This window comes from Mesorhizobium sp. M0074 (assembly GCF_040322975.1).
In the GTDB taxonomy this organism is placed as follows: Bacteria; Pseudomonadota; Alphaproteobacteria; order Rhizobiales; family Rhizobiaceae; genus Mesorhizobium.
The window spans coordinates 99,495-119,526 of the sequence record NZ_JAMYUM010000012.1; the positions used below are offsets into that span (position 1 = coordinate 99,495).

Annotated in this window: 22 protein-coding genes, 1 other RNA gene and 1 pseudogene; 14 read left to right on the forward strand and 10 right to left on the reverse strand. The window is 63.0% G+C overall.

Features of this window, described 5'->3' with window-relative positions:
• Positions 1-15: 15 nt before the first annotated feature.
• The 3 genes from modA to NKJ73_RS17865 form a co-directional block, all read right to left on the reverse strand.
• Entirely contained in the window at positions 16-807 is a 792-nt protein-coding gene (gene modA, locus NKJ73_RS17855; protein ID WP_352570446.1) for a molybdate ABC transporter substrate-binding protein, read from the reverse strand.
• Positions 808-1,093: 286 nt separating this feature from the next.
• Positions 1,094-1,888: a thymidylate synthase gene (locus tag NKJ73_RS17860; RefSeq protein ID WP_352570447.1), complete on the reverse strand. Its 795-nt coding sequence runs from the start codon at positions 1,886-1,888 to the stop codon at positions 1,094-1,096.
• A gap of 113 nt (positions 1,889-2,001) precedes the next feature.
• On the reverse strand, positions 2,002-2,313 hold the full coding sequence (locus tag NKJ73_RS17865) for a DUF2853 family protein (RefSeq protein WP_023676702.1): 312 nt from the start codon (positions 2,311-2,313) through the stop codon (positions 2,002-2,004).
• A 162-nt stretch (positions 2,314-2,475) separates the two neighbouring features.
• Between NKJ73_RS17865 and ssrA the strand changes: the two genes are divergently transcribed.
• From ssrA to NKJ73_RS17880, 3 genes are all read left to right on the forward strand, one after another.
• Positions 2,476-2,831, forward strand: a transfer-messenger RNA (tmRNA) gene (ssrA, locus tag NKJ73_RS17870).
• A gap of 293 nt (positions 2,832-3,124) precedes the next feature.
• Positions 3,125-3,481: an AAA family ATPase gene (locus NKJ73_RS17875; protein WP_502896707.1), complete on the forward strand. Its 357-nt coding sequence runs from the start codon at positions 3,125-3,127 to the stop codon at positions 3,479-3,481.
• 172 nt (positions 3,482-3,653) lie between these two features.
• Complete coding sequence (locus NKJ73_RS17880) at positions 3,654-4,394, forward strand: SDR family oxidoreductase (protein ID WP_352570448.1); 741 nt, start codon at positions 3,654-3,656, stop codon at positions 4,392-4,394.
• Positions 4,395-4,466: 72 nt separating this feature from the next.
• Here NKJ73_RS17880 and NKJ73_RS17885 read toward each other — a convergent pair.
• Positions 4,467-5,282: pseudogene (locus NKJ73_RS17885) on the reverse strand (LysR family transcriptional regulator); the annotation flags it as partial.
• A 101-nt stretch (positions 5,283-5,383) separates the two neighbouring features.
• On the reverse strand, positions 5,384-6,589 hold the full coding sequence (locus NKJ73_RS17890; RefSeq protein WP_023676705.1) for a multidrug effflux MFS transporter: 1,206 nt from the start codon (positions 6,587-6,589) through the stop codon (positions 5,384-5,386).
• Between the two features lie 167 nt (positions 6,590-6,756).
• Here NKJ73_RS17890 and NKJ73_RS17895 point away from each other — a divergent pair, with 167 nt between their 5' ends.
• From NKJ73_RS17895 to NKJ73_RS17910, 4 genes are all read left to right on the forward strand, one after another.
• The gene (locus tag NKJ73_RS17895; protein WP_352456524.1) at positions 6,757-7,446 is read left to right on the forward strand and encodes a TetR/AcrR family transcriptional regulator; all 690 of its coding nucleotides are present in this window, start codon (positions 6,757-6,759) and stop codon (positions 7,444-7,446) included.
• Between the two features lie 134 nt (positions 7,447-7,580).
• Positions 7,581-8,117 carry an SspB family protein gene (locus NKJ73_RS17900; RefSeq protein ID WP_023676707.1) on the forward strand — a complete coding sequence of 179 codons (537 nt, stop codon included), beginning with the start codon at positions 7,581-7,583 and terminating at the stop codon, positions 8,115-8,117.
• 18 nt (positions 8,118-8,135) lie between these two features.
• Positions 8,136-8,339 carry a DUF4169 family protein gene (locus NKJ73_RS17905; RefSeq protein WP_352570449.1) on the forward strand — a complete coding sequence of 68 codons (204 nt, stop codon included), beginning with the start codon at positions 8,136-8,138 and terminating at the stop codon, positions 8,337-8,339.
• Between the two features lie 20 nt (positions 8,340-8,359).
• On the forward strand, positions 8,360-8,581 hold the full coding sequence (locus tag NKJ73_RS17910) for a ribbon-helix-helix domain-containing protein (protein WP_023676709.1): 222 nt from the start codon (positions 8,360-8,362) through the stop codon (positions 8,579-8,581).
• On the opposite strand, the gene NKJ73_RS34265 is transcribed toward NKJ73_RS17910, so the two are convergent.
• Positions 8,545-9,033 (reverse strand): hypothetical protein, encoded by a 489-nt coding sequence (locus NKJ73_RS34265; RefSeq protein WP_502898925.1) that lies wholly within the window; start codon positions 9,031-9,033, stop codon positions 8,545-8,547. The genes NKJ73_RS17910 and NKJ73_RS34265 overlap by 37 nt on opposite strands.
• On the opposite strand from NKJ73_RS34265, the gene NKJ73_RS17920 reads away from it, so the two are divergent.
• The gene (locus NKJ73_RS17920) at positions 9,023-9,460 is read left to right on the forward strand and encodes a MarR family winged helix-turn-helix transcriptional regulator (RefSeq protein WP_023676711.1); all 438 of its coding nucleotides are present in this window, start codon (positions 9,023-9,025) and stop codon (positions 9,458-9,460) included. The genes NKJ73_RS34265 and NKJ73_RS17920 overlap by 11 nt on opposite strands.
• Before the next feature lie 11 nt (positions 9,461-9,471).
• Here the strand turns inward: NKJ73_RS17920 and NKJ73_RS17925 are convergent, their stop codons facing one another.
• Together NKJ73_RS17925 and NKJ73_RS17930 are read right to left on the reverse strand one after the other, a co-directional pair.
• Positions 9,472-13,581, reverse strand: coding sequence for an AsmA family protein (locus tag NKJ73_RS17925; RefSeq protein ID WP_352570450.1), 4,110 nt, complete (start codon positions 13,579-13,581; stop codon positions 9,472-9,474).
• Between the two features lie 94 nt (positions 13,582-13,675).
• The gene (locus NKJ73_RS17930; RefSeq protein WP_352570452.1) at positions 13,676-15,091 is read right to left on the reverse strand and encodes an FAD-binding oxidoreductase; all 1,416 of its coding nucleotides are present in this window, start codon (positions 15,089-15,091) and stop codon (positions 13,676-13,678) included.
• A 119-nt stretch (positions 15,092-15,210) separates the two neighbouring features.
• Here NKJ73_RS17930 and NKJ73_RS17935 point away from each other — a divergent pair, with 119 nt between their 5' ends.
• From NKJ73_RS17935 to NKJ73_RS17945, 3 genes are all read left to right on the forward strand, one after another.
• Entirely contained in the window at positions 15,211-15,696 is a 486-nt protein-coding gene (locus NKJ73_RS17935) for a thioesterase family protein (RefSeq protein WP_023676714.1), read from the forward strand.
• A gap of 147 nt (positions 15,697-15,843) precedes the next feature.
• Entirely contained in the window at positions 15,844-16,041 is a 198-nt protein-coding gene (locus tag NKJ73_RS17940) for a hypothetical protein (protein ID WP_023676715.1), read from the forward strand.
• 186 nt (positions 16,042-16,227) lie between these two features.
• Positions 16,228-16,758 carry a hypothetical protein gene (locus tag NKJ73_RS17945; protein ID WP_352570453.1) on the forward strand — a complete coding sequence of 177 codons (531 nt, stop codon included), beginning with the start codon at positions 16,228-16,230 and terminating at the stop codon, positions 16,756-16,758.
• 33 nt (positions 16,759-16,791) lie between these two features.
• Here NKJ73_RS17945 and NKJ73_RS17950 read toward each other — a convergent pair whose 3' ends face one another.
• The gene (locus tag NKJ73_RS17950) at positions 16,792-17,271 is read right to left on the reverse strand and encodes an Lrp/AsnC family transcriptional regulator (RefSeq protein ID WP_352570508.1); all 480 of its coding nucleotides are present in this window, start codon (positions 17,269-17,271) and stop codon (positions 16,792-16,794) included.
• 90 nt (positions 17,272-17,361) lie between these two features.
• On the opposite strand from NKJ73_RS17950, the gene NKJ73_RS17955 reads away from it, so the two are divergent.
• Entirely contained in the window at positions 17,362-18,264 is a 903-nt protein-coding gene (locus tag NKJ73_RS17955) for an EamA family transporter (RefSeq protein WP_352570454.1), read from the forward strand.
• On the opposite strand, the gene NKJ73_RS17960 is transcribed toward NKJ73_RS17955, so the two are convergent.
• On the reverse strand, positions 18,265-19,164 hold the full coding sequence (locus NKJ73_RS17960; RefSeq protein ID WP_352570455.1) for a dienelactone hydrolase family protein: 900 nt from the start codon (positions 19,162-19,164) through the stop codon (positions 18,265-18,267). It lies immediately after the preceding gene.
• Positions 19,165-19,439: 275 nt separating this feature from the next.
• On the opposite strand from NKJ73_RS17960, the gene NKJ73_RS17965 reads away from it, so the two are divergent.
• Positions 19,440-19,589: a hypothetical protein gene (locus NKJ73_RS17965; protein WP_023676719.1), complete on the forward strand. Its 150-nt coding sequence runs from the start codon at positions 19,440-19,442 to the stop codon at positions 19,587-19,589.
• A gap of 9 nt (positions 19,590-19,598) precedes the next feature.
• A complete protein-coding gene (locus NKJ73_RS17970) occupies positions 19,599-20,030 on the forward strand; it encodes a hypothetical protein (RefSeq protein WP_352570456.1) in 432 nt (143 codons plus the stop codon).
• Positions 20,031-20,032: the final 2 nt, after the last annotated feature.

Genomic DNA, 20,032 nt, shown 5'->3' on the forward strand with positions numbered 1-20,032 from the left:
GTGCGGTGCCGTACGTCAGTTGCTCGGCGCGAGGATTGTAAAACCTTGCGCCTTGAAGAGTTCGCCAGCCTTGGCGGATTGCAGGCATTTCAGGAATGCCGGGGTATCCCTGCTCTTCGAATCGGCAAGCTGGGCGACCGGATAGATGATCGGCGGATGGGTACCCGCGGGGAAAGTGCCGACCACCTTGACGCCAGGCTCCGCATGCGCATCCGTGGCGTAGACGATGCCGAGTGCTGCCTCGCCGGTCGACACCAGTTTCAGGGCGGCGCGGACATTCTCGGCCTGCGCCACCTTGCCTTCGACCGAAGACCAGGCACCGAGCGATTCGAGGGCTGCCTTGCCGTATTTGCCTGCCGGCACAGCCTTGACATCGCCCATGGCAAGTTTGCCGTCACCGACGAGCTTGGCAAGATCGAAACCCTTTTCGATCCTGGTTTCAACCTTGGAATCCCGCGGCGCAACCAGCACGATCTGGTTACCGAGCAGTTTCACTTGGGTTTCGGGCTTGGTCAGCTTCCTGTCAGCAAGATATTTCATCCAGTCGAGATCGGCCGAGATGAACAGGTCTGCTGGCGCGCCGCTTTCAATCTGCCTGGCCAGCGCCGAGCTCGCCGCGTAGGAAATGGTCGCCGCCTCGCCGATATCGGCCTCGCAGGCCTTGTTGACGGCATCGAGCCCATCCTTCAGGCTCGCCGCGGCAAACACGACCACCTTGTCATCGGCATGGGCCGACGGCACCGCGGCCATCAGCATGGCGGCGAGACCCGCGATGGCAATCGTCGTCGAACCTTTGCGCGCCAGCATGAAACTCTCCTCGTCTCGGAACGCCCGAAGCCGTCCATCGATATATCCATGTGAACATAACAAGGAAAGGCTCTTTACCGCCGACGGCATTCTGAGCTGAGGTTTTCCCGGCCTGCGATAATCTTCGTTGGATACAGCGGTACCGAGGCCGAAGGAAATATTCACATGAAAATCAGCGACCAGGAATCGCGCGTCAAGTCGACGTCGGCCAATCAAGATGGATGCTGACAATGCCCAAGGGCGCAGCCGCAGTAGGCAATGTCGATATGCACGGTCAGCTATGGTGCTAGACCGCGATCGGCGCCTTGATCGTCGCGTCGGCGAAATAGTTCTCGAGCCGGAAATCCTCGAAGCGGAAGGCAAAGAGATCCTTCACCTCGGGATTGATCCACAGCGTCGGCAACGCCTTGGGCGTGCGCCGCAATTGTTCGCGCGCCTGCTCGAAATGGTTCGAGTAAAGATGCGCGTCGCCGAGCGTGTGGATGAAATCGCCGGGTTTCAATCCGGTCACCTGCGCCACCATCAGCGTCAGCAACGCATAGGAAGCGATGTTGAACGGCACACCGAGAAAGATATCGCCCGAACGCTGGTAGAGCTGGCAGGAAAGCTTGCCTTGCGACACATAGAACTGGAACAGGCAGTGGCAGGGCGGCAAGGCCATGGCCTCCACCTCGGCCGGGTTCCACGCCGAAACGATCAGCCGCCGCGAATTAGGATTTTTGCGTATCTCCTTCAGAAGATTCGCAATCTGGTCGATGGCGCCGCCATGGCCGTCCGGCCACGACCGCCATTGTTTGCCATAGACCGGGCCGAGATCGCCGTTCTCGTCGGCCCACTCATCCCAGATCGAGACGCCGTGATCGTTGAGATATTTGATGTTGGTGTCGCCGGCCAGGAACCACAAAAGCTCGTGGATAATCGACTTCAGGTGCAGCTTCTTGGTGGTGGTGACCGGAAAGCCGCGGGCCAGGTCGAAGCGCATCTGGTAGCCGAATACCGAGCGCGTTCCGGTGCCGGTGCGGTCGCCGCGATCGGCGCCGTTTTCCAGCACATGCTTCAGAAGGTCGAGATACTGGCGCATCGGCTCCGGTCCGATTCGGGTTGTCAGCCATCATAGCCGAATGACCGTCGGCCGAACACAGCAAAGCGAGACGATTCCAGCAGAAGCCTCACCAGCACCGGCGGCGAGGTTGCTCAGAGCGAGCCGAGCATGCCCAGATCCTTGGCGACGAGGTAATAGAATGTCACCCGGCTCTTGCTGTTGTCGGCCGCCATAGCCTTGCAGGTCTTTTCGATAGCCGCATCCGCCTTGGCACCGTCGGTGACGCCGAGCTTGCCGGCGACCCAGCTGTTCCTGACGCGCTTCAGTTCCTCCGGGTCGGTGCAGGACACCAGCGAGGAATCGCGGTTCCTGAGCGCGATGCCCAGATGCTTGACGATCTTGGCGACCGCGTCGGCATCCGCCGCCGCATCATATTTCTTTACGTCTGCGAGATAATCGGCCATCGAATTTCCCCTCGTCGGCGCCACGGGATCCGGTCAGTGAGGATCGTGGCGCGCTGCCGCAAGTATGCGCTAGGTCTCCTCACCGCCACAAAGCTTCGGTTGAGACCGGCTGCAAGTCAACCCCTTGATGATCCACTTTGACACGGACGAAAGTGGCATTCCGGCCTTTCATTTTCCACCGTCAGTCCCTATATTCGCCTCGTCGGCTCGACCGACTATGGCGATAAACAGGCGATGAAATAAGCCGTTCGGACCCGGGGGCGGTACCCGGCGCCTCCACCAAAAACCGCTGCTCAGGAGCGGCTTTTGCTGGGGGCGAAATAGGATCGACGAAGGTGTAAAGATCGTACTTTTGCCCGGCATTGTACCACCGTTATCGGGCTAAACTTATAGTTGCCAACGACAACTATGCGGAAGCACGTCTCGCCGCGTAAGCGGTGCGATAGCTTCAATTCAAGCCCTAGTGGTTCGCACTTCTAGGCGGGGTTCGGAGGTACCTGGCAACAGAAACCTCCATTTCTCCCTCTCGACATATGCAGAAGCAGGCCCCGCCGGCCGGGCTTTCATGTGCCCTGACGGGTCCAAAAAACCCCTGTCTTCATACTTCCCCATCCAATCCATGGATCAGAAATGCGAAACGATTCCAATCGGTTTTTCGTGCTGACCGGCGGTCCGGGCTCAGGCAAGACAACGTTGATCGACTTTTAAGGTGGCAGGCCTCGCACCTCGGGCGAAGCCGGGCGCAGCATCATCACGACGAATTGGCGATAGGCGGCAAGGCCCTGCCCTGGCGGCTCTGTTCGCCGAGTTGATGCTGTCTTGGGAGTTGCGCTCCTACCGGATCGCGGGCGAGCAATCCGGCCTGGTCTTCTTCGATCGCGGCGTGCCGGACACTCTTGGCTATCTGCGCCTGACCGGGGTGCCGGTTCCCGATCACGCCACGAATGCCGCCCGACGCTTCCGCTATGCCAGGCGCGTCTTCGTCGCGCCGCCATGGCCGGAAATCTTTCGGCAGGACAACGAACGCAAGCAAACGATGGACGAGGCTGAACGCACCTTTCACGCACTCGTCGCCGTTTACACGGAACTAGGCTACGAGCTGGTGCCGCTGCCCTTGGCGCCCGTCGAAACGCAGCTGCGGTTCGTCCTCTCCGAGACAGCGTCGTAGCGAAGCGCCGCAAGCGACGGTTTTGCGAAAGCCCAAGGGCCTCCCATCATCGGAACCTCCGATGGCAGCATTCGTATCTTCCCGTTTCCCTTCTCTCATGCCTTGCGGGACAAGGCCTCAGTTTCTCGCCGCATATCAGTCAGGCCCCGGCGAGCTATCTGATGGAGATAAGATGAACCAGGAAACCACACCAAAACACGAACGCATCCTGATCGTTGGCGGCAGTTCCGGTATGGGGCTGTCGCTTGCCGAACAGCAGCTTGCCGCCGGCGCCGAGGTTACGATCGTCGGCCGCTCCGAGGACCGGTTGTCGGCCGCACGGCAGCGCGTGCCTCACCCGGAAAGGCTGAGGACGATCGCAGCCGACGTCACTAGCGAGGACGAGGTCCAGCGCCTGTTCCAGGATGCCGGCACGCTCGACCACATCGTCTCGACCGCCGCCGACGTTACCGGCGTCTATGTGTTGCTTCCCGAGATGGATATCTCGGTGGCGCGGAAAGTGATGGATTCCAAAGTCGTCGGGCCGCTTCTTCTTGCCAAGCATGGCGCGCCTCGTCTGACGCCCGGGGGATCGATCACGCTGACCTCGGGCATCGCCGCCTATCGTCCGGCGGCGAAAGGCTCGGTGGTGGCAGCCGTTAATGGGGCACTTGGCTCACTCGCCTACGCGCTTGCCGTCGAACTGGCGCCGATCCGCGTCAACGTCGTCTCGCCGGGCTGGGTCGACACGCCGATTTGGGATGCCGTCGTCGGCAGCGGAAAGACAGCCGCGCTGGACGCCATGGCAAAGCGTCTGCTCGTCGGCCGGATCGGCCAGGCAGCCGACATTGCCCAAGCCATCACGTCCCTCATGCACAACGGCTTCATCACCGGAACCGTGCTTCATGTCGATGGTGGCCAGCGGCTGGTCTAGTGATGGCCAGATTTCGCGGACCATTGCGAGGAACAGCCGCAAGACCGGCGCTTGAATGCGCCGGTGGCGCCATACCATGGTGACCGGCGTCACCGGACTGCTTCCGACCCAAGGCAACACGACAATATTGGCGTCAGCCGCGGAAGCCACGAGACGCGGGACCAGCGCGCATCCAAGACCGCCTTCAACAAGGCTCCGTATCGCGCTCATGCTGGCGAACTCGCCGACGAGTTTTGGACGGTCAGGCAATGTTGCGGCAAACGTTTCGTCGAACATCCGCCTATAGACGCAACCGGGCTGGGTGACGAGGAAGGCCTCGTCGGCCAGATCGTCGGGCGTTATGGCAGAATATCCGGCCAACCGGTGATTTGCCGGCATTATGGTGACGAGCTCTTCCACTGCCACTTGCTCGCTTCGCAGCTCCGGCGCCGCCGCCGGGACGGCTCCGAAATGGAAAGATACGTCCAGCGCCCCGCTTGTCACGCCGGCACGCAACCCACTGCTATCGTCCGCCCTGAGGTTCAGTTCCACATCGGGATGGCGCCGATGGAATTCCGCCAGCAGAGCTGGCAAGCGTGTCGAGCAAAGCGTCTCCAGGCCGCCGACCGTCAGGCGACCGGCAACCGTGCCGCTCGCGTCGGCGACTGCGGAACGGGCTTCGTCCGCGAGGTCGAGGAGATCGTTTGCGTAGTCCAGCAGGCGTTGTCCCGCCGCCGTCAGCTTCAAGCCACGCCGTGATCTGTCGAACAGCGACGTGCCTAGATCGCTTTCCAGCGCCTGGATCTGTTCGGACACGCTCGATTGGGCAAGATGAACCCGCTCGGAGGCGCGTGTGATGTTCAAGGTGGTGGCGACCGCCACGAAGGTTTTGAGATGTCGAAGCTGCATGTCCTGAACCCGTCATATAGGCATAGACTGCTTTGAACCGGGACGGCAAACGTGAAAAGGCCGGGAACATCGCCCGGCCTTTTTGTCTCGATAGGCGAAGTTTACTCCGCCGGCGCTTCCGCGACGTCCCGGCTGCGGCCGAGCGTTATTTTGGCCAGTGTGAAGGAGATCGCCGCGCAGAGCGTGATGCCCGCCACCATCGGCAGCGGCGTGCCGTCGAAAAACACGCCGGCGACGCCCATGGCGACCGCGCCGATGGCGAAGTGCAGCGTGCCCATCAGCGCCGACGCGGTACCCGCGATCTCGCCATGCTCTTCCATGGCCAGCACCGACGTCGTCGGGATGACCAGGCCGAGAAAGCCGTAGCCGATGAACAGCAGCGCCGCCATCACGTCGAGCCGGTCGACACCCGATGCCATCACCGCGAACAGCACCACCATCGTCGTCGCATAGCCGGTCACCGCGACGCGCACCACGCGCTGCAGCCCGAACCGCTCCGACAGCAACCCGGTCAGCTGCGACATGCCGATAAAGGCAACCGCATTGATCGAGAAGAACACGCTGTAGACCGAAGGCGACAGGCCATAATGGTCGATCAGGATGAAGGACGAGCTCGACAGATAGACGAAGAAGCTCGCAATGCCGAAGCCGGCGATGGCCGTCAGGCCAAGGAAGTTGCGGTCGCCCATCAGGAAGCGGTAGCCGGAAAGTGCCGTCCCGAAGGACGACCCGGCGCGCTCCTCGACCGGCCGTGTCTCCTTGAGCGAGGTCGCCAGCAGGATGGTGGCGAGCACGGCCGCGCCCGTCACCGTCCAGAACACGGCGCGCCAGCCGAAATTCTCGATGATCTGGCTACCGGTCAGCGGTGCCAGGATCGGCGACACCGAAAACACAAGCATCAGCAGCGACATCAGCTTGGCGGCCTCGGTGCCGGTATGCAGATCGCGCACGATCGCGCGCGGCACGGCCATGCCGGCGCTGGCGCCGAGCCCTTGCAGGAAGCGGAAGGCGATCAGCCATTCGATCGAGGGAGCCAGCGCCGAGCCTACGCCGCCGACCATGAACAGCGCCAGGCCGCCGTAGAGTGGCAGCTTGCGGCCGACCATGTCGGAGATCGGTCCGACGACGATCTGGCCGAAGCCCATGGAAAGAAAGAAGATCAGCAGGCTCATCTGCACCGCGGCAGTGCCGGCATGCAGATCCTCACCGATTGAAGGCAGGGCGGGAAGATACATGTCGATGGCAAACGGGCCGATCGCGGACAATAGGCCGAGCACGACCGCAATGCGGAGGAATTTGGCGTTCATGATAGCAGGCTCTTTCGAATTCTGGTTGCCGCCGAGGACCGGCGCGTAACCCTAGGACGTTCCATCCCGTGGAGTTCCGACTCTTCTGCGGAACGAAACCCCCTTCGTGCAGTCCACAAATTTAGACAGGCTTGTCTAATTCGTCAACCACCTCTATATAGTTTTGCATGAAGGCCAACGTTTCTCCTGACATTTTCCCGCCGCGGGGCCATGAGGCCAAGCGGATGTCGATTGTCGATGCCGCCGCCTCGGTCTTCTGCCGCGAAAGCTTCGCCGGTGCCAATATCGACATGATTGCCGCCGAGGCCGGCGTCTCCCGCCAGACCATCTACAATCATCACGGCGACAAGGAAAAACTCTTCGTTGCCATCGTCCGCGACCTCACCGAACGTTGCAACGCCGGCATCTTTGCCACGATTTCCACTTTTCCCGATCAGCCGAAGGATCTCGAGGCCGACCTCATCGCCTTTGCTGTGCGGATGAACCACAACTGCATCTGCAACCGCGACGGCAAATTCCTGCGCAAGCTGATCCAGACCGAGGGCGGGCGCTATCCCGAGTTGTTCGCCGAATGGCGCGAAGAGGGACCGGGCAGGACATGGCCGGCGATCGCCGCCCGCTTCGCCCGCCTCGCTCATGCCGGCTTCCTTGATATCGACGATCCCGATGTCGCAGCGCGCCAGTTCATGGCGCTTGCCAATGCCGAGTTGCAGACGACGTTCATGCTCGGCGGCACACCGACCGAGGACGAGGTGGTGCAGTCGGCGACAAATGGCGTGCGCACCTTCCTGCGCGCCTTCGGCAAGCGGCAGCCTATGGCCCGGGCAAGCAAACAGGGCGCGCTCGCCAGCGCTTGACGATCAAAGCCGTTTGACGATCAAATCGTCGCCAATGGGCTTCGCTTCCGCACGCCGGCGATCTATATCCGGTTTACGCCGCGCTCAAGCTTGATTACAGCTATCAGGACGATTCAACGGAACCCGACAGCCACATGGCCGACGACCACATCCGCTACGACATTCTGGCCCAGGAGGCGTTGCGCGGCGTCATGCGCAAGGTCCTGGCCGAGGTCGCGCGCACCGGTCTCCCGGGCAACCATCATTTCTTCATCACCTTTCTCACCGGCGCGCCGGGCGTGCGCGTGTCGTCGCGGCTGCGCGAGCGCTATCCCGAACAGATGACCATCGTCATCCAGTTCCAGTATTGGGACCTGAAGGTGAGCGACACCGGCTTTGAGGTTGGGCTGTCGTTTTCCGACGTGCCGGAGAAACTGGAAATCCCGTTCTCGGCCGTACGTGGCTTTTACGACCCGTCCGTCAACTTCGAGCTCGAATTCGACGTCAAGACCGATACCCCGGCGGAACAGGAGACAAAGGCCAAGCCTGCTCCCGAACCGCTGGCCATCGTCGCCGAGAAAAAGCCCGAGACGAAGAAGAAAACCGCCGAGGCGGAAAAGAAGCCTGCCGCGGCCGACGCCGGCGCCAAGGGCGCCGACGTGGTGTCGCTTGACGCCTTCCGCAAGAAGTGACCCGACGGGCGGCGTGACATGGCCGAGATCGTCAATCTCCGTCAGGCACGCAAGCAGAAGGCGCGAGCCGAGAAGGAGCGCCTGGGCGAACAGAACCGGGCGCTGCATGGCCGTTCCAAACCCAGCCGGGATCGCGACCGCCTGATCGCCGACAAGGCCGATAAATTCGTCGCCGGCCATCGCCGCGAAAATTCGGGCGATTCGGACAAATCCGATGCTTGAAGTGTGAGTAGGATCGTCTCGTGAGCCCGGTGGAAAAGCGCTCGGTCACCATTCGCGGCCACCGCACCAGCTATTCGCTCGAAAAGCCTTTTTACGACGAACTGGGCGCCATCGCGGCCGTGCGAAAACTGACGCTCGCCGCGCTTGTCGCCGAAATCGACGAGAGCCGCCCGCGGGATGCCAATCTCTCCTCGGCGCTCCGGCTCTATGTGCTGGATTGGGCCAAGCGCGGCAAGTTGTAGCCTTCAGGCAACGCTATCCTGTTTCCTGCGCCGGATACGGAAGCCCAGCAAAGCCGAGCGGTCGCGTTCTTCGGCCTGCCAAGCGGCGTATCCTGCAGTTTCAGGTCGGCGAGCGTGAACTGGCCAAAATAGGCGATGTTCGTGGCAAGCCGGATCAGCTTCAAAAGGGCAATGCCGGCAAACAACCCCGCCGTCGCAACCACCACTGCTATGCCGGCAATGAGCAGCACCCGGGCATCGGTGGTAAAATCGCGCAGATGGCCGGGGTTGGCGTGATCGGACTTCATTTGCAAACCTTGCTTTCTGGCGGCGTGCCGACTTGCGGATGGGTCGCCGGCCGTGCCACCGAAGATGGCGGGCACGAGCCATGTTGGTGCGCTCTGTATCGTAACGCGATATAAATGTTCAAGGCCCGTTTGCGGCTTTGTCGGAAAGGAATCGATGGCAGACACTTCGAAGCCACAAAAGCGCGGCGCAACGATCGGGCCGGCCGACTACCAGAGGCTGTCCGAATTTCGTTACCTGATCCGCTGCTTTCTCGAATTCAGCCAGATCCAGGCGCAGGAAGCCGGCCTGACACCACGCCAGCATCAGGCCCTGCTTGCAATCAAAGGGTTCCCCGGCGGAGGGCCGGTGACCATTGGCGACCTCGCGGAGCGCCTGCGCATCCGCCATCACAGCGCAGTGGAATTGGTCAACCGTCTTTGCGAAGCCGGGCTCGTCGCGAGGGACCACGACGAGGAGGACCACCGCCGCGTGCTGCTGCGGCTGACCGAGCGCGCCGACGACAGTCTCGCCAACCTGTCAGCCGCTCATCTCGACGAACTCGGGCGGATCGAGCCGATGCTGAAGCGCTTGCTTGCTGGACGCGACACATAAGGGATGCGCCGTCACCCGCCATTCAGCGATTTTAGCAGATCGTCGATCGACGAGGGATCGAACTTGAGCTTTGGCGGGGGCTGCACTGGCGGTGGCACGTTATTTGCGGCCGGTGGCGCCCGTTCCGCTCGCTCCGCCGCGGCCTTGCGTTCGGCGTCGAGCCTTGCCTTCTCTTCCGAGGCGATCCGCAACGCCTCTTCCGCCCTCTGGCGTTGCTGTTCTTCGGCCTGCGCTGCTTCCTCGGCAGCCTGTTGCGCCGCCTTGGCTTTGGCTTCGGCCTTTGCAGCCGCCTCGGCTTTCGCCCTGGCCTCGGCTTCGGCCTTCGCCGCTGCATCCGCCTTCGCCTTGGCTTCAGCCTGCGCCCTGGCCTCCGCTTCGGCTTGGGCCTGCGCCTCAGCTTCGGCCTTTGCCTTGGCGTCCGCTTCAGCCTTCGCTTTGGCCTCAGCCTGCGCCCTCGCCTCCGCATCCGCCTGTGCCTTGGCGTCCGCTTCAGCCTTCGCCTTGGCTTCAGCCTGCGCCCTCGCCTCGGCTTCGGCTTGGGCCTGAGCCTCGGCTTCGGCCTTTGCCTTGGCGTCGGCCTCGGCCTTCAGCCGCGCTGCTTCCTGTTGTCTGCGCAGTTCCTCCGCCGCTCTTTCACGCTCGGTTTGCAGCGCAGCGTAGTAGCGCACCTCACGCCGCAGCCTTTGTTTCTCGAGCAGTGCGGCTTGCATGGCTTCGACCCGCTGCTGCTCCTTTTCCAGCGCACGCTGGGTCAGGAACTGTGCCAGCGGCTCGCTGTCGAACTGCCGTTTGGTGGCGCCAAACGGCCCGTCGACGCTGAAATTCAAAATCGGTTCGGAGCCGACCAGCGCCTCGTCGCCGGGCCGGTAAGCGATCTCGCCCTTGGCATCGACGGTGCTGGTATTCAGATCGGCGGTGATGTCGGCGGACAGCGTCGCGCCCGGGCTTTCGAATTTGACCGGTGGCGTCCTCAGCGTGCCGCCCGCGATGGTGAAGGCAATATCGGTGTCCTGCGCCGGAAAACTGCCCGACGCGGCGATCTGCGGCACAAAGCCGGCGGTCTTCGACGCGTCGATATCGCGCCCTATCGCGTCGGCCTTGGCGATGAATGCGCCAAAGGCATCGGGATTGAAGCCGGCAATAGTCATGCCCTTGAGCGTTGCCGTGCCGGAACCGGACAGCGCCGCAACCATCGCGTCGACCGATTTGCCGCTGGTCGAAAGCGCCGTCGAGAACTCGCCGCTTCCGCTGATGCCGGCCTCCGGCAGCACGGCTGCCAGATCGGCGCCGGCGAGTTTCATCTGACCGGAGAAAAGCCCGGTGCCGTCATTGTTCTTGAGCTCGAACAGGCCACTCAACGCGCCGCCGAGGAACTTTGCCTTGAGGTCGGAAACGCGGATGCCCTCCTGGTCGAGCTGCAGCGACAGCGCAGTGTCATAGGCGGTGGCAAGCGGGCCGGCGGCAAGCGACGCCGCCGTCAGATCGAGATCGGCGGTAAATGGCAGACTGGATTTCTGGCTGAACGGTGCCGTCGGCCAGGTCCTGTCATTGACAAGGAAGGCCTGGTCACCGAACAGCATCACCGCCATCGGATCGAGGTCCAGCTCGTCCAGCGACAGCGCGCCGGCAAGATGCGGCAGCCCCTCTTTGATGTCGATATTTACGTCACCGGAAACCGCCGCTTCGTTGACGGCGCCGCTGAGGCCGCTCAGCACCAGGAGACCATTGCCGTAATCGGCATCGGCCGCAAGCGACGTCGACATGCCGGTGCCCATGCCGGGCAGGCCGACGCCGGTCGTCATCAGCCATGGCTCGATGTCGGCCGTTTCAAGGCTGACCTTGCCCTTGGCGGCCGCGCCTTGAGGCGTGTCGGCAATTGTCCCGTCGAAACCAGCTTTGAAGTCGTTGCCGGCCAGGCTGAAGCGTGTCGCCAGGCCGCCGCCAAGCGTGCCTTTGGCCGAGACGTCGGTGGTCGCCTCGCCGAGCATGCCGAGTGGCAGCGCCGGCAGACCGTAAAGCGCCAGCAGCGCGGTGGCGTCGGCGTTCCTTGCGTTGAAGGTCAGCGTCACCGGCGCTTCGAGAGGCCGGTCGAGCGCCCCTTTGCCGGACAACGACGCCGAAAAGGCCGAGCCACCGGCCTTGCCCTGTGCGCTCATTGCCAGTCCGGTCGTACCGTCGCCATTGTCTGCGGCACTCGTGACCGCGTCGATACGCGCATCCTGGAACAGCTCGGGATAGGCACCAGCACGCTCCGCCAGCCCCTTCAGCACCGCATTATCCGGATAATGCCGGACGGCGACGTCGATCAGCGGCTTGAGGTCGACGGCGACCACCGAGGCGTCGAGCTTACCGGTCGGGCTCGCCGGGAAATCCTTGATCCGGCCGGTAGCGCTGATCGAGGCGCCGGCAAGCCCGCCAACCGACAGCCGGTCGATCTCAAGCAACCCGTCGCGCAATCTCAGCGCGGTGTCGACGCTATCGGCGGTCAACCCACCGGCGCTGACCGGCCCGGCCTTGATCTGGAAATCGAGGTCGCGGTCGGAAAAGCGGTTGGCACCCTTGTCGCTGACGAAGATCGAGGCGAAGGCGGCGAGCCCATCGACGTCGAGTTCGCCACCTTCCAGTTGCATCAGCACCGATGGCCTTGTGTCGTCGGGCTGGCTGGAATCGATGCGGCCGGAGAACTTCGCCTTGCCGAGGATGAGTTCGAGATCGCTGAAGGCCTGGTGTTTTTCGCTCAAGTCGACCTTGGCCTTGAAGCCGGCAGCCGGCAAACGGCGGATCGCCTCGTCGACGTCCTTAGACAGCCATGCGGCAAAGCCGGAGGGCTGCGCCACCGCCAGAAGCAGCGATCCGGTGAAACCGAAATGGTCCTCGACGCTGACCAAGCCATTGGCTTCCAGCTTAGCGCGGCCGGGCAGCGTGGCGGCCAGCGATTTTACCGCCCAGCCGCCCTCGGCCGGTTCGGCGGACAGGTGCACGTCGCGAACGGTGGTATCGCCTGCCACCACGGCCGGCAGTTTCACCTCGACCGTGCCCGGTATGGTCGGCTTCGGCAGATCGAGCAGCGCCTGCTCCAGCGCCGCCACCCGCTCGGACAGCGTCAATCCGGCACCGGCCGCCGCCCCCACGGCCTCGTCGAACTGCACCTGCGCGCCATTGGCCTCGATCGAGAAATGCGGCTTCAGCCCAAGGTCGACCGCAGCCTTGCCGTCGGCGGTGTAGGGATTGTCGAGCGGTCCGGTCTCGAAGCGAAATTCGTCGACGCCGAGCTTCTGATGGTCGAGCGAAAACTTGCCGTTCAGCCTGAAGCCCGGGTCCGGTTTGCCGGCGCTGACTTTCAGTGCCTCGCCGCCGGTGCCGCGCAGCTGCGCCGCAGTTCGGTCTGCGCCCGATATCTTGAACTGGCCCGAATAGACCGCGGCGCCCTCGACGAGGCCCACATTGCCGTCGGTCTCGATGACCAGCGGATAGTCATCCGGATCGGCCTTGAGCCTGAGCCGCATTTGCCCGTCCGGTTCGGTCTTGCCGGTGGAAGCGGCGATCGTGGTCCGCAACCCGTCCAGCAACAGCGAGCCGTCCAGCCGCCAGGGGCCGGCCAGCGACTTGGCCGAGATCGTCGAGTTGATCTCGGAAATAAGATGGCTGCGCCCGCCGGCGGCGTGGCTGAGCGCGATCTGTCCTTCCGTCACCGTCAGCTTCTCGATGGAGATCTGGCCGGGATCGAAGGGCGAAGACGGCCGTATCGTCCAGTCGACCGTGCCGTCGGCGGCGATGTCGATCGTCGCCTTCGGCCGCACCAGCCGCATGTCGAAGATCAGCACCTCGCCGCGCAGGAATGGCGCGAGTTCTGCATCCATCGAAAAGGTTTCGACGGTCATCGCCGGCTGGCCGTTAGGGCCACCGGCAACGGCGACGTTGGAAAAGGTCACCGAGGGGAACGGCAACAGCCTTGCCGTTGCATCGCCTCGCACGGTCACCTTGCGGCCCAGAACGGCACTGGCCTCGCGCTCGAAATCGGCACGGTAACCCGTCCAGTCGACAAAGTACGGCACCACCAGCGCCGCACACAGCACCAGCACAAGAAGCCCACCGAAGATCACGAACAGGCGTGCGAGCATGAACTCCTAGACAGTTGATAGTAAAGTCAGTGGCACTCTACCCGCATCAGCGTGTCGATAAAGAGGCAAATCGGGGCGCGGCAGCGGCCTGATGTCAGTCCTTTCCCGGCAATATCTTGCCCGGGTTCATGATGTTCAGCGGATCGAGCGCCTGCTTGATCGTGCGCATGATGTCGACGCCATGGCCAAGCTCGTGCCGCAGGAAGCCGATCTTGCCCTGCCCTATGCCATGCTCGCCAGTGCAGGTGCCGTCCATGGCGATGGCCCTCATATTGAGCCGCGCCACGAATTTTTCCGCCAGCGTGATCTCTTTCGGATCGTCCACGTCCATCAGCACCAGCACATGGAAATTGCCGTCGCCGGCATGACCGACGATCGGCGCGATCAGGCCCATCTCCGCGATATCCGCCTCGGTCTCGGTGACGCATTCGGCAAAGCGCGAGATCGGCACGCAGACATCGGTCGAGAGGCCCTTGGCGCCCGGCCGCAGCGTCAGCGACGACCAATAGGCATCGTGCCTGGCTTTCCACAATTTTGTCCGCTCTTCGGCGACGCTGGTCCACAGGAACGGGCCGCCGCCATTTTCCTCGGCGATCATGCCGAAGGTCTCGGCCTGCTCGGCAACGCCGGCATCGCTGCCGTGGAACTCGACGAACAGGCAGGGGCTCTCCGGATAGTCGAGCTTCGAATAGGTCTTCATCGCCCGCATCTGCAGCGCGTTGACCAATTCGATGCGCGCCACCGGAATGCCCATCTGGATGGTCGCGATCACCGCGTTGCAGGCTGCCTCGACGCTGGGAAACGGGCAGACGCCGCCCGAAATCGCCTGCGGAATGCCCTGCAGCTTCAAGGTCAACTGGGTGATGATGCCAAGCGTGCCCTCCGAACCGATCAGCAGCCGCGTCAAATCATAGCCGGCCGAGCTTTTCTTGGCGCGCTTGCCGGTCGTCACGGCTTCGCCGTCGGCCATCACCGCCGTCAGCGACAGGACGTTTTCGCGCATCGTGCCGTAGCGCACCGCGTTGGTGCCCGACGCTCGCGTCGCAGCCATGCCGCCGAGCGAGGCATTGGCACCCGGGTCGATCGGAAAGAACAGGCCGGTGTCGCGCAGGTGCCGGTTGAGATCCTCGCGCGTCACGCCGGGCTCGACGGTGCAGTCGAGGTCCTGCGGATTGACTGCAATGATGCGGTTCATGCGTGACGTATCGAGTGAGATGCCGCCGCCCGGCGCATTGGTGTGGCCTTCCAGCGAAGAGCCGACGCCGAAGGCAATCACCGGCACGCGATGCGCCGCGCATGCGTGCACGATCTCCTGCACTTCCTCCGTCGTCTCGGCAAAGGCGACGCCGTCCGGCGCCTGCGTCGGAATATAGGTCGTGGTGTGCGCGTGCTGGGCGCGGATCGCCTGGCCGGTCTGGAATCGCTCGCCGAGCCGCTGCTTGAGGATGCCGAGTACGGCGGCAATGCCTGCTTCGTTGCGCTCGACCGGATTGAGGTCGCTTAGAGCCATCGATTCCTCCGCGAATGGACCAGCGTCCACCCTTGTTCTGCTTCTACGGATGCGTAGTCTCACCAAGCACGCTCTGTCCAGTCCACGCTCACCCCGGCATGACGAGAAGGAAGTTTCCGATGCCCATCCCCGCCCCTTTCGTCTCTCGCGCCATGGACATCGAGGAGGCCTGGATCGACTACAACGGCCATCTCAACATGGCCTATTACAACGTGCTTTTCGATCGTTGCTCCGACGAAGCATTCGAGATGATGGGGATGGGGCCGGATTATGTGAAAGAACGGCGGCTGACCATCTACACCGCGGAAGTCCATGTCTGCTACGTCCAGGAGTTGCATCTCGACCACAAGGTCACGGTCTCGTTCCAACTCCTCGACCATGACGAGAAGCGGCTGAGAGCCTATCAGGAAATCCGCCATTCCGACGGCTGGCTTGCCGCCACGTCCGAAACGCTGTCGCTGCATGTCGACATGGCTGGCCCGAAGGTAGCGCCCTTCCCCGCCGACGTCCTGGCCAGGGTGGAAGCGATGCGCGCCGCCCATGCCGCCCTGCCGATGCCGGAGCGCGCCGGCCGTTCGATCGGTATTCGTCGTAAGCCGGCTTGAACCACGGTCCAACCGCCGTTAACCTTACCGAGGTTTTAACGTGAACAAGCCGAATTGAGACGTTGAACGACTCAGCGCGGCGTTGGAAAACCGTCCGCATCGAATTGCGATACGGGCGGCGGAGCAGCAGCGGTTCGGGGAACGTGCATGAAAACCGACATCAAGGTCGAGGCGGACAGGCTGGCGGCTGACCCACGCATCACCGACTATGATTTCTGGCGCTCGCTGAAGAACCTCAATAACGAGATCTTCCACATCGCCAACAACAACGAGCCGATCCCATTCGCCATGATCCGCTGGCGCGCCATCCTGAAGCAGGCGCGGATGAAACGCGGCCACGCCTGAACGGTGGGGGAAGAAACAGACCGGCCGTCCGGTTTGCATTTGGTATATTTGCGCCGCCCGTCATTGCCACGCCGTGCACTTCTCCCCATCGCGCCAACGCGTTCCGCGACGGTTACAGCGTCGGTGAATTGCATTGCCTACTCCCTGCCGATATGGATTGCTGGCGGATCGCAATGGAGATGCGAGATGGCGAACGGCTCGCTGTCTGAAATCGAACCAGGATTGCCGACATGGGCGGCGGCGATATCAGTCAGGCTTGACTTCTTACAGCGCAGGCGCTCCGGCAAACGCGGCGTTAGCGAATTGACAGTCGTTCTGGCTGCGCTTCGCCGTCGCGTCGCGGCACCAGGTGGCGGAGACCAGGCTCTCCTTGCCTTTCTGCACGCCTGCCTGGCGTTGCTTGAAGAGGCAGCGGCCTCGCGAACGGACCTCGCGAGCATCTCCCGTGACCTGGCGACGATGTGTGACATGGCGCGAACATCCCTTGAGGGCGATTGCGACGATAGGCCGTTAATGGCCTATGAGGACAATATGACAGGTTTGTCTGGTGCATCGCGCTGGGCCGCCCGAGTCCCGGGTCGTGTGGTTTGGTTGGCCGCCATGGCTGCCGAAGTTCCTGATGCAGAAGCCGAAGCCGCCATTATGCTGGTGAATGACCTGTCTGCCGTTGATGCGGACTTTCCTCTGCGCGCCCTTGATGTGGCGACGCGAGCTTGAGCACCGTCTAGCGGCGCCAGCAACGCGTTGACATCAGGGCGGCCGCTTCACCGCCCCGAGCGGCGACCGCGGCGCCACCGGCGACGACTGGATGATCGCCGTGTTGGTCATCGCATAGGGAATGATGCGGTCGATCACCCGTTCGAGTTCAGCCACCGAGCCGACATGCGCCAGCGCGATGAAACAGTCTTCACCGGTGACCCGGTCGCATTGGGCGATTTCCGGCAGGTCGCGGATGATCTCGGCGACGACGGCGAGCTGCCCCGGCACTGGCCGAATGCGCAGCCATGCCGACAATTTCATGCCGAGCGCGGCCGGATTGATGCGCACCGTGTAGGCCTCGATCACACCGCTTTCCTGCAGTCGCTTGATGCGCTCGGCAACGCTCGGCGCCGACAGGCCGACCGAGCGGGCCAGTTCAGCGGTGCTGGTGCGTGCATCCTCTTCCAGCAAGCGCAGGATTTTCAGGTCAGCCGCATCCAGATCGGAATTTTCATTTCGAAGGCGTTTCAGCGCAATGTTCCTTGCTTTCAGAAAGGGAAAAGGCGTAATGCCCGGCCATCATCCATATCAATGGCAAAAATCGCCTGCGATACTGATCCTATGGAAGATCGGACGCAAGCCCCAGCAGCAAGTCCGGCACTCGCCGGCCCCGCCTTTACCCTGGCGAACTCGGTGCCACCGCATCTCTGGTTCGGCGTCAGCGCCGTGTTCCACTATCTCGGGCCGGCCTTCGCGGTGCTGCTGTTCCCGCATGTCGGCGTGCTCGGCATGGCTTGGCTGCGCATCGCCACCGCGGCACTCGTCTTTGCCCCATTGACCCGGCCATGGGCGGTCTTCGCCCGCGCCGATCGCGCGACGCGGTTGTTGCTTGTGGCTTTCGGGGTCTGCCTTGGGGTGATGAATTGCTCGTTTTACCTGGCGCTCGACCGGCTGCCGATCTCGCTGGTGGCGGCGATCGAATTCGTCGGCACCATCGGCGTTGCGCTTGTTGGCCTCAGAAGCCCGCGCAATCTCGCCGCCCTCGCAATCGCTGTCGCCGGCACCCTGTTGCTGATCGACGTCAAATGGTCGAGCGATCCCGTCGGCCTGTTCTGGGCCTTCCTCAACGGCACGCTGTTCGTTGGCTACATCGTGCTCGGCCACCGCGTCGCGCGCGCCGGCGCCGGCGATGGCATCGCCGGGCTGGGTGCCGCCATGGCGGTCGCCCTTCTCGTCGTTCTGCCGATCGGTTTCGCCGATGCTCTGCCGGCTTTCTCGGCGCCGCCGCTGCTGCTTGCGGGGGTCGGCGTCGGCATCTGCTCGTCGGTCATTCCCTATATTTGCGACCAGCTTGCCATGTCGCGGCTGCCGCGCTCCAGCTTCGCGCTGATGCTGTCATTGCTGCCGGTCACCGCAACGTTGATCGGCGTCATCGTGCTGCGGCAGGTGCCGAGCCTCACCGACTGCCTTGGCATCGCCCTGGTGGTGGCCGGCGTGGCGTTCCATAAGCCGGCGCCGGACTGATCAGGCCAGCTTCTCCTTGAGGAAAGCGATCGTCCGGCCCCAGGCGAGGTCAGCCGCCTTCTTGTCGTAGCGGGCCGCCGACGTTTCGTTGTTGAAGGCATGGTTGGCGCCTTCATAGACATAGACCGAGTATTCGACATGGGCCGCGTCGAGTGCCTTCTTGAAGGCATCGATGCCGGCATTGGTGCGGGTGTCGAGCCCGGCATAATGCAGCATGAGCGCGGCCTTGATCTTCGGCACGTCCTCGGCCTGTGGCTGCATGCCGTAATAGGCGACGGCGGCGGCGAGGTCCGGCGCGTTGACGGCCAGCATGTTCACCGTGCCGCCGCCCCAGCAGAAGCCGACAGCGCCGACCTTGCCGTTGCCGTCCTTGTAGCCTTTGAGGTAGGCGACAGTTGCCACGGCATTGGCGGCGACCTGTGCTGGATCGAGCTGGGAAAACAGGTCACGTGCCCTGTTTTCATCGTCCGGTGTGCCGCCGAGCGGTGTCATGAAGTCCGGCGCAAGCGCCACGAACCCTTCCAGCGCCACGCGCCGCGCCACATCGCGAATATGCGGGTTGAGACCCCTGTTCTCGTGCACCACGATGACCGTGCCAAGCTTGCCGGTCTGGTCCGCCGGCCTGACCAGATAGCCCTTCATCTCGCCGGCGCTGCCGGGATAGCTGATGTCCTTGCCTTTCAGACGCGGATCGTCTTCCGCCACGATTGCCGCCTGGGCCGAGTTCGCCGCCAGCAGCGGCGCGATCGCGGCAGCTGCCGCACCCGATCCGGCAAGCCTGGTCAATTGCTCCATGAAGCGCCGTCGGTCGAGCGTCAGATGCGTGTATTCGTCATAGGCATCGATCATCGCCTGGGTAATGACAGGCTCGGCGACGGCGGGTTCGGCAGGTGTTGTCATGGCGCGCTCCTCGTCGGCGCCCCCCGCGGCAACATAGAGCCGAAGCTTGCCTGGTCCAGTCACGGCTGAGTGAGGCTGCCATAAGTCCCTGCACGAGGGCCGTGATGCCGCTAGCCCCACTGTCGTTAAATTTTGGTCCTTTGTGGCAATGCTAAATGCACGCACCACAATGTAAAAAGAAGTTACCGGGCTATGCCTCACTCGGGCCATTTGGCGAACGACAATGGCCATTTGGCGGGAAAAGAATGCCTGATTGACGACGAAGGAATACGCCCATGACCTTTCCCTCCCCGCTTCTGGCAAGTGGGTTCGCCCTCGCCGCTATGGCTTTGCTGGCGCTGCGGTTCACTGCCTTCACCGCATTCAAACGATCGTTGATCAAAATCCGCGCCAACCGGCACCCGCCCGCAAACACCAAAGCCTGAGGAAAGGTCATGGACGCCCAGGATATCATCAACACCGTCTCCCAGAAATCCGGTCTCAACCAGGCTTTGACGGAAAAGATCGCCGGCACGATTTTCTCGGTGCTCGAACACGAGGCGGAAGGCACGACTCTGTCCAGCTTCTTCGGCAAGATCCCGGGAGCCGACGCCCTGGCCAAGCAATATGATGTCATGGCTCCCGGCGCAGCTTCCGGTGGTGGCCTCCTGTCCTCGCTGGAGGGCGCGCTCGGCGGCGCTCTCGGCGAAAAGACCGGCGCGCTGATCAACGGCGTCGCCATACTAAAGGCATCGGGCCTCACGCTGGCACAGATCAGCCAGGCCGGCACGATGCTGGTCCAGCAGGCCGAGACAGCCGCCGGCCCGCAGCTGACCAGTGAGGTACTTGCATCGGTACCCGACCTGAAAGGGCATCTCGGGCTCTGAAG

Coding starts and splice junctions, on each gene's coding strand:
- modA (WP_352570446.1), bottom strand. CDS start 807: ATGCTGGCGCGCAAAGGTTCGACGACGATTGCCATCGCGGGTCTCGCC.
- NKJ73_RS17860 (WP_352570447.1), bottom strand. CDS start 1,888: ATGCGCCAGTATCTCGACCTTCTGAAGCATGTGCTGGAAAACGGCGCC.
- NKJ73_RS17865 (WP_023676702.1), bottom strand. CDS start 2,313: ATGGCCGATTATCTCGCAGACGTAAAGAAATATGATGCGGCGGCGGAT.
- NKJ73_RS17875 (WP_502896707.1), top strand. CDS start 3,125: ATGCTGTCTTGGGAGTTGCGCTCCTACCGGATCGCGGGCGAGCAATCC.
- NKJ73_RS17880 (WP_352570448.1), top strand. CDS start 3,654: ATGAACCAGGAAACCACACCAAAACACGAACGCATCCTGATCGTTGGC.
- NKJ73_RS17890 (WP_023676705.1), bottom strand. CDS start 6,589: ATGAACGCCAAATTCCTCCGCATTGCGGTCGTGCTCGGCCTATTGTCC.
- NKJ73_RS17895 (WP_352456524.1), top strand. CDS start 6,757: ATGAAGGCCAACGTTTCTCCTGACATTTTCCCGCCGCGGGGCCATGAG.
- NKJ73_RS17900 (WP_023676707.1), top strand. CDS start 7,581: ATGGCCGACGACCACATCCGCTACGACATTCTGGCCCAGGAGGCGTTG.
- NKJ73_RS17905 (WP_352570449.1), top strand. CDS start 8,136: ATGGCCGAGATCGTCAATCTCCGTCAGGCACGCAAGCAGAAGGCGCGA.
- NKJ73_RS17920 (WP_023676711.1), top strand. CDS start 9,023: ATGGCAGACACTTCGAAGCCACAAAAGCGCGGCGCAACGATCGGGCCG.
- NKJ73_RS17925 (WP_352570450.1), bottom strand. CDS start 13,581: ATGCTCGCACGCCTGTTCGTGATCTTCGGTGGGCTTCTTGTGCTGGTG.
- NKJ73_RS17930 (WP_352570452.1), bottom strand. CDS start 15,091: ATGGCTCTAAGCGACCTCAATCCGGTCGAGCGCAACGAAGCAGGCATT.
- NKJ73_RS17935 (WP_023676714.1), top strand. CDS start 15,211: ATGCCCATCCCCGCCCCTTTCGTCTCTCGCGCCATGGACATCGAGGAG.
- NKJ73_RS17940 (WP_023676715.1), top strand. CDS start 15,844: ATGAAAACCGACATCAAGGTCGAGGCGGACAGGCTGGCGGCTGACCCA.
- NKJ73_RS17945 (WP_352570453.1), top strand. CDS start 16,228: ATGGCGAACGGCTCGCTGTCTGAAATCGAACCAGGATTGCCGACATGG.
- NKJ73_RS17955 (WP_352570454.1), top strand. CDS start 17,362: ATGGAAGATCGGACGCAAGCCCCAGCAGCAAGTCCGGCACTCGCCGGC.
- NKJ73_RS17960 (WP_352570455.1), bottom strand. CDS start 19,164: ATGACAACACCTGCCGAACCCGCCGTCGCCGAGCCTGTCATTACCCAG.
- NKJ73_RS17965 (WP_023676719.1), top strand. CDS start 19,440: ATGACCTTTCCCTCCCCGCTTCTGGCAAGTGGGTTCGCCCTCGCCGCT.
- NKJ73_RS17970 (WP_352570456.1), top strand. CDS start 19,599: ATGGACGCCCAGGATATCATCAACACCGTCTCCCAGAAATCCGGTCTC.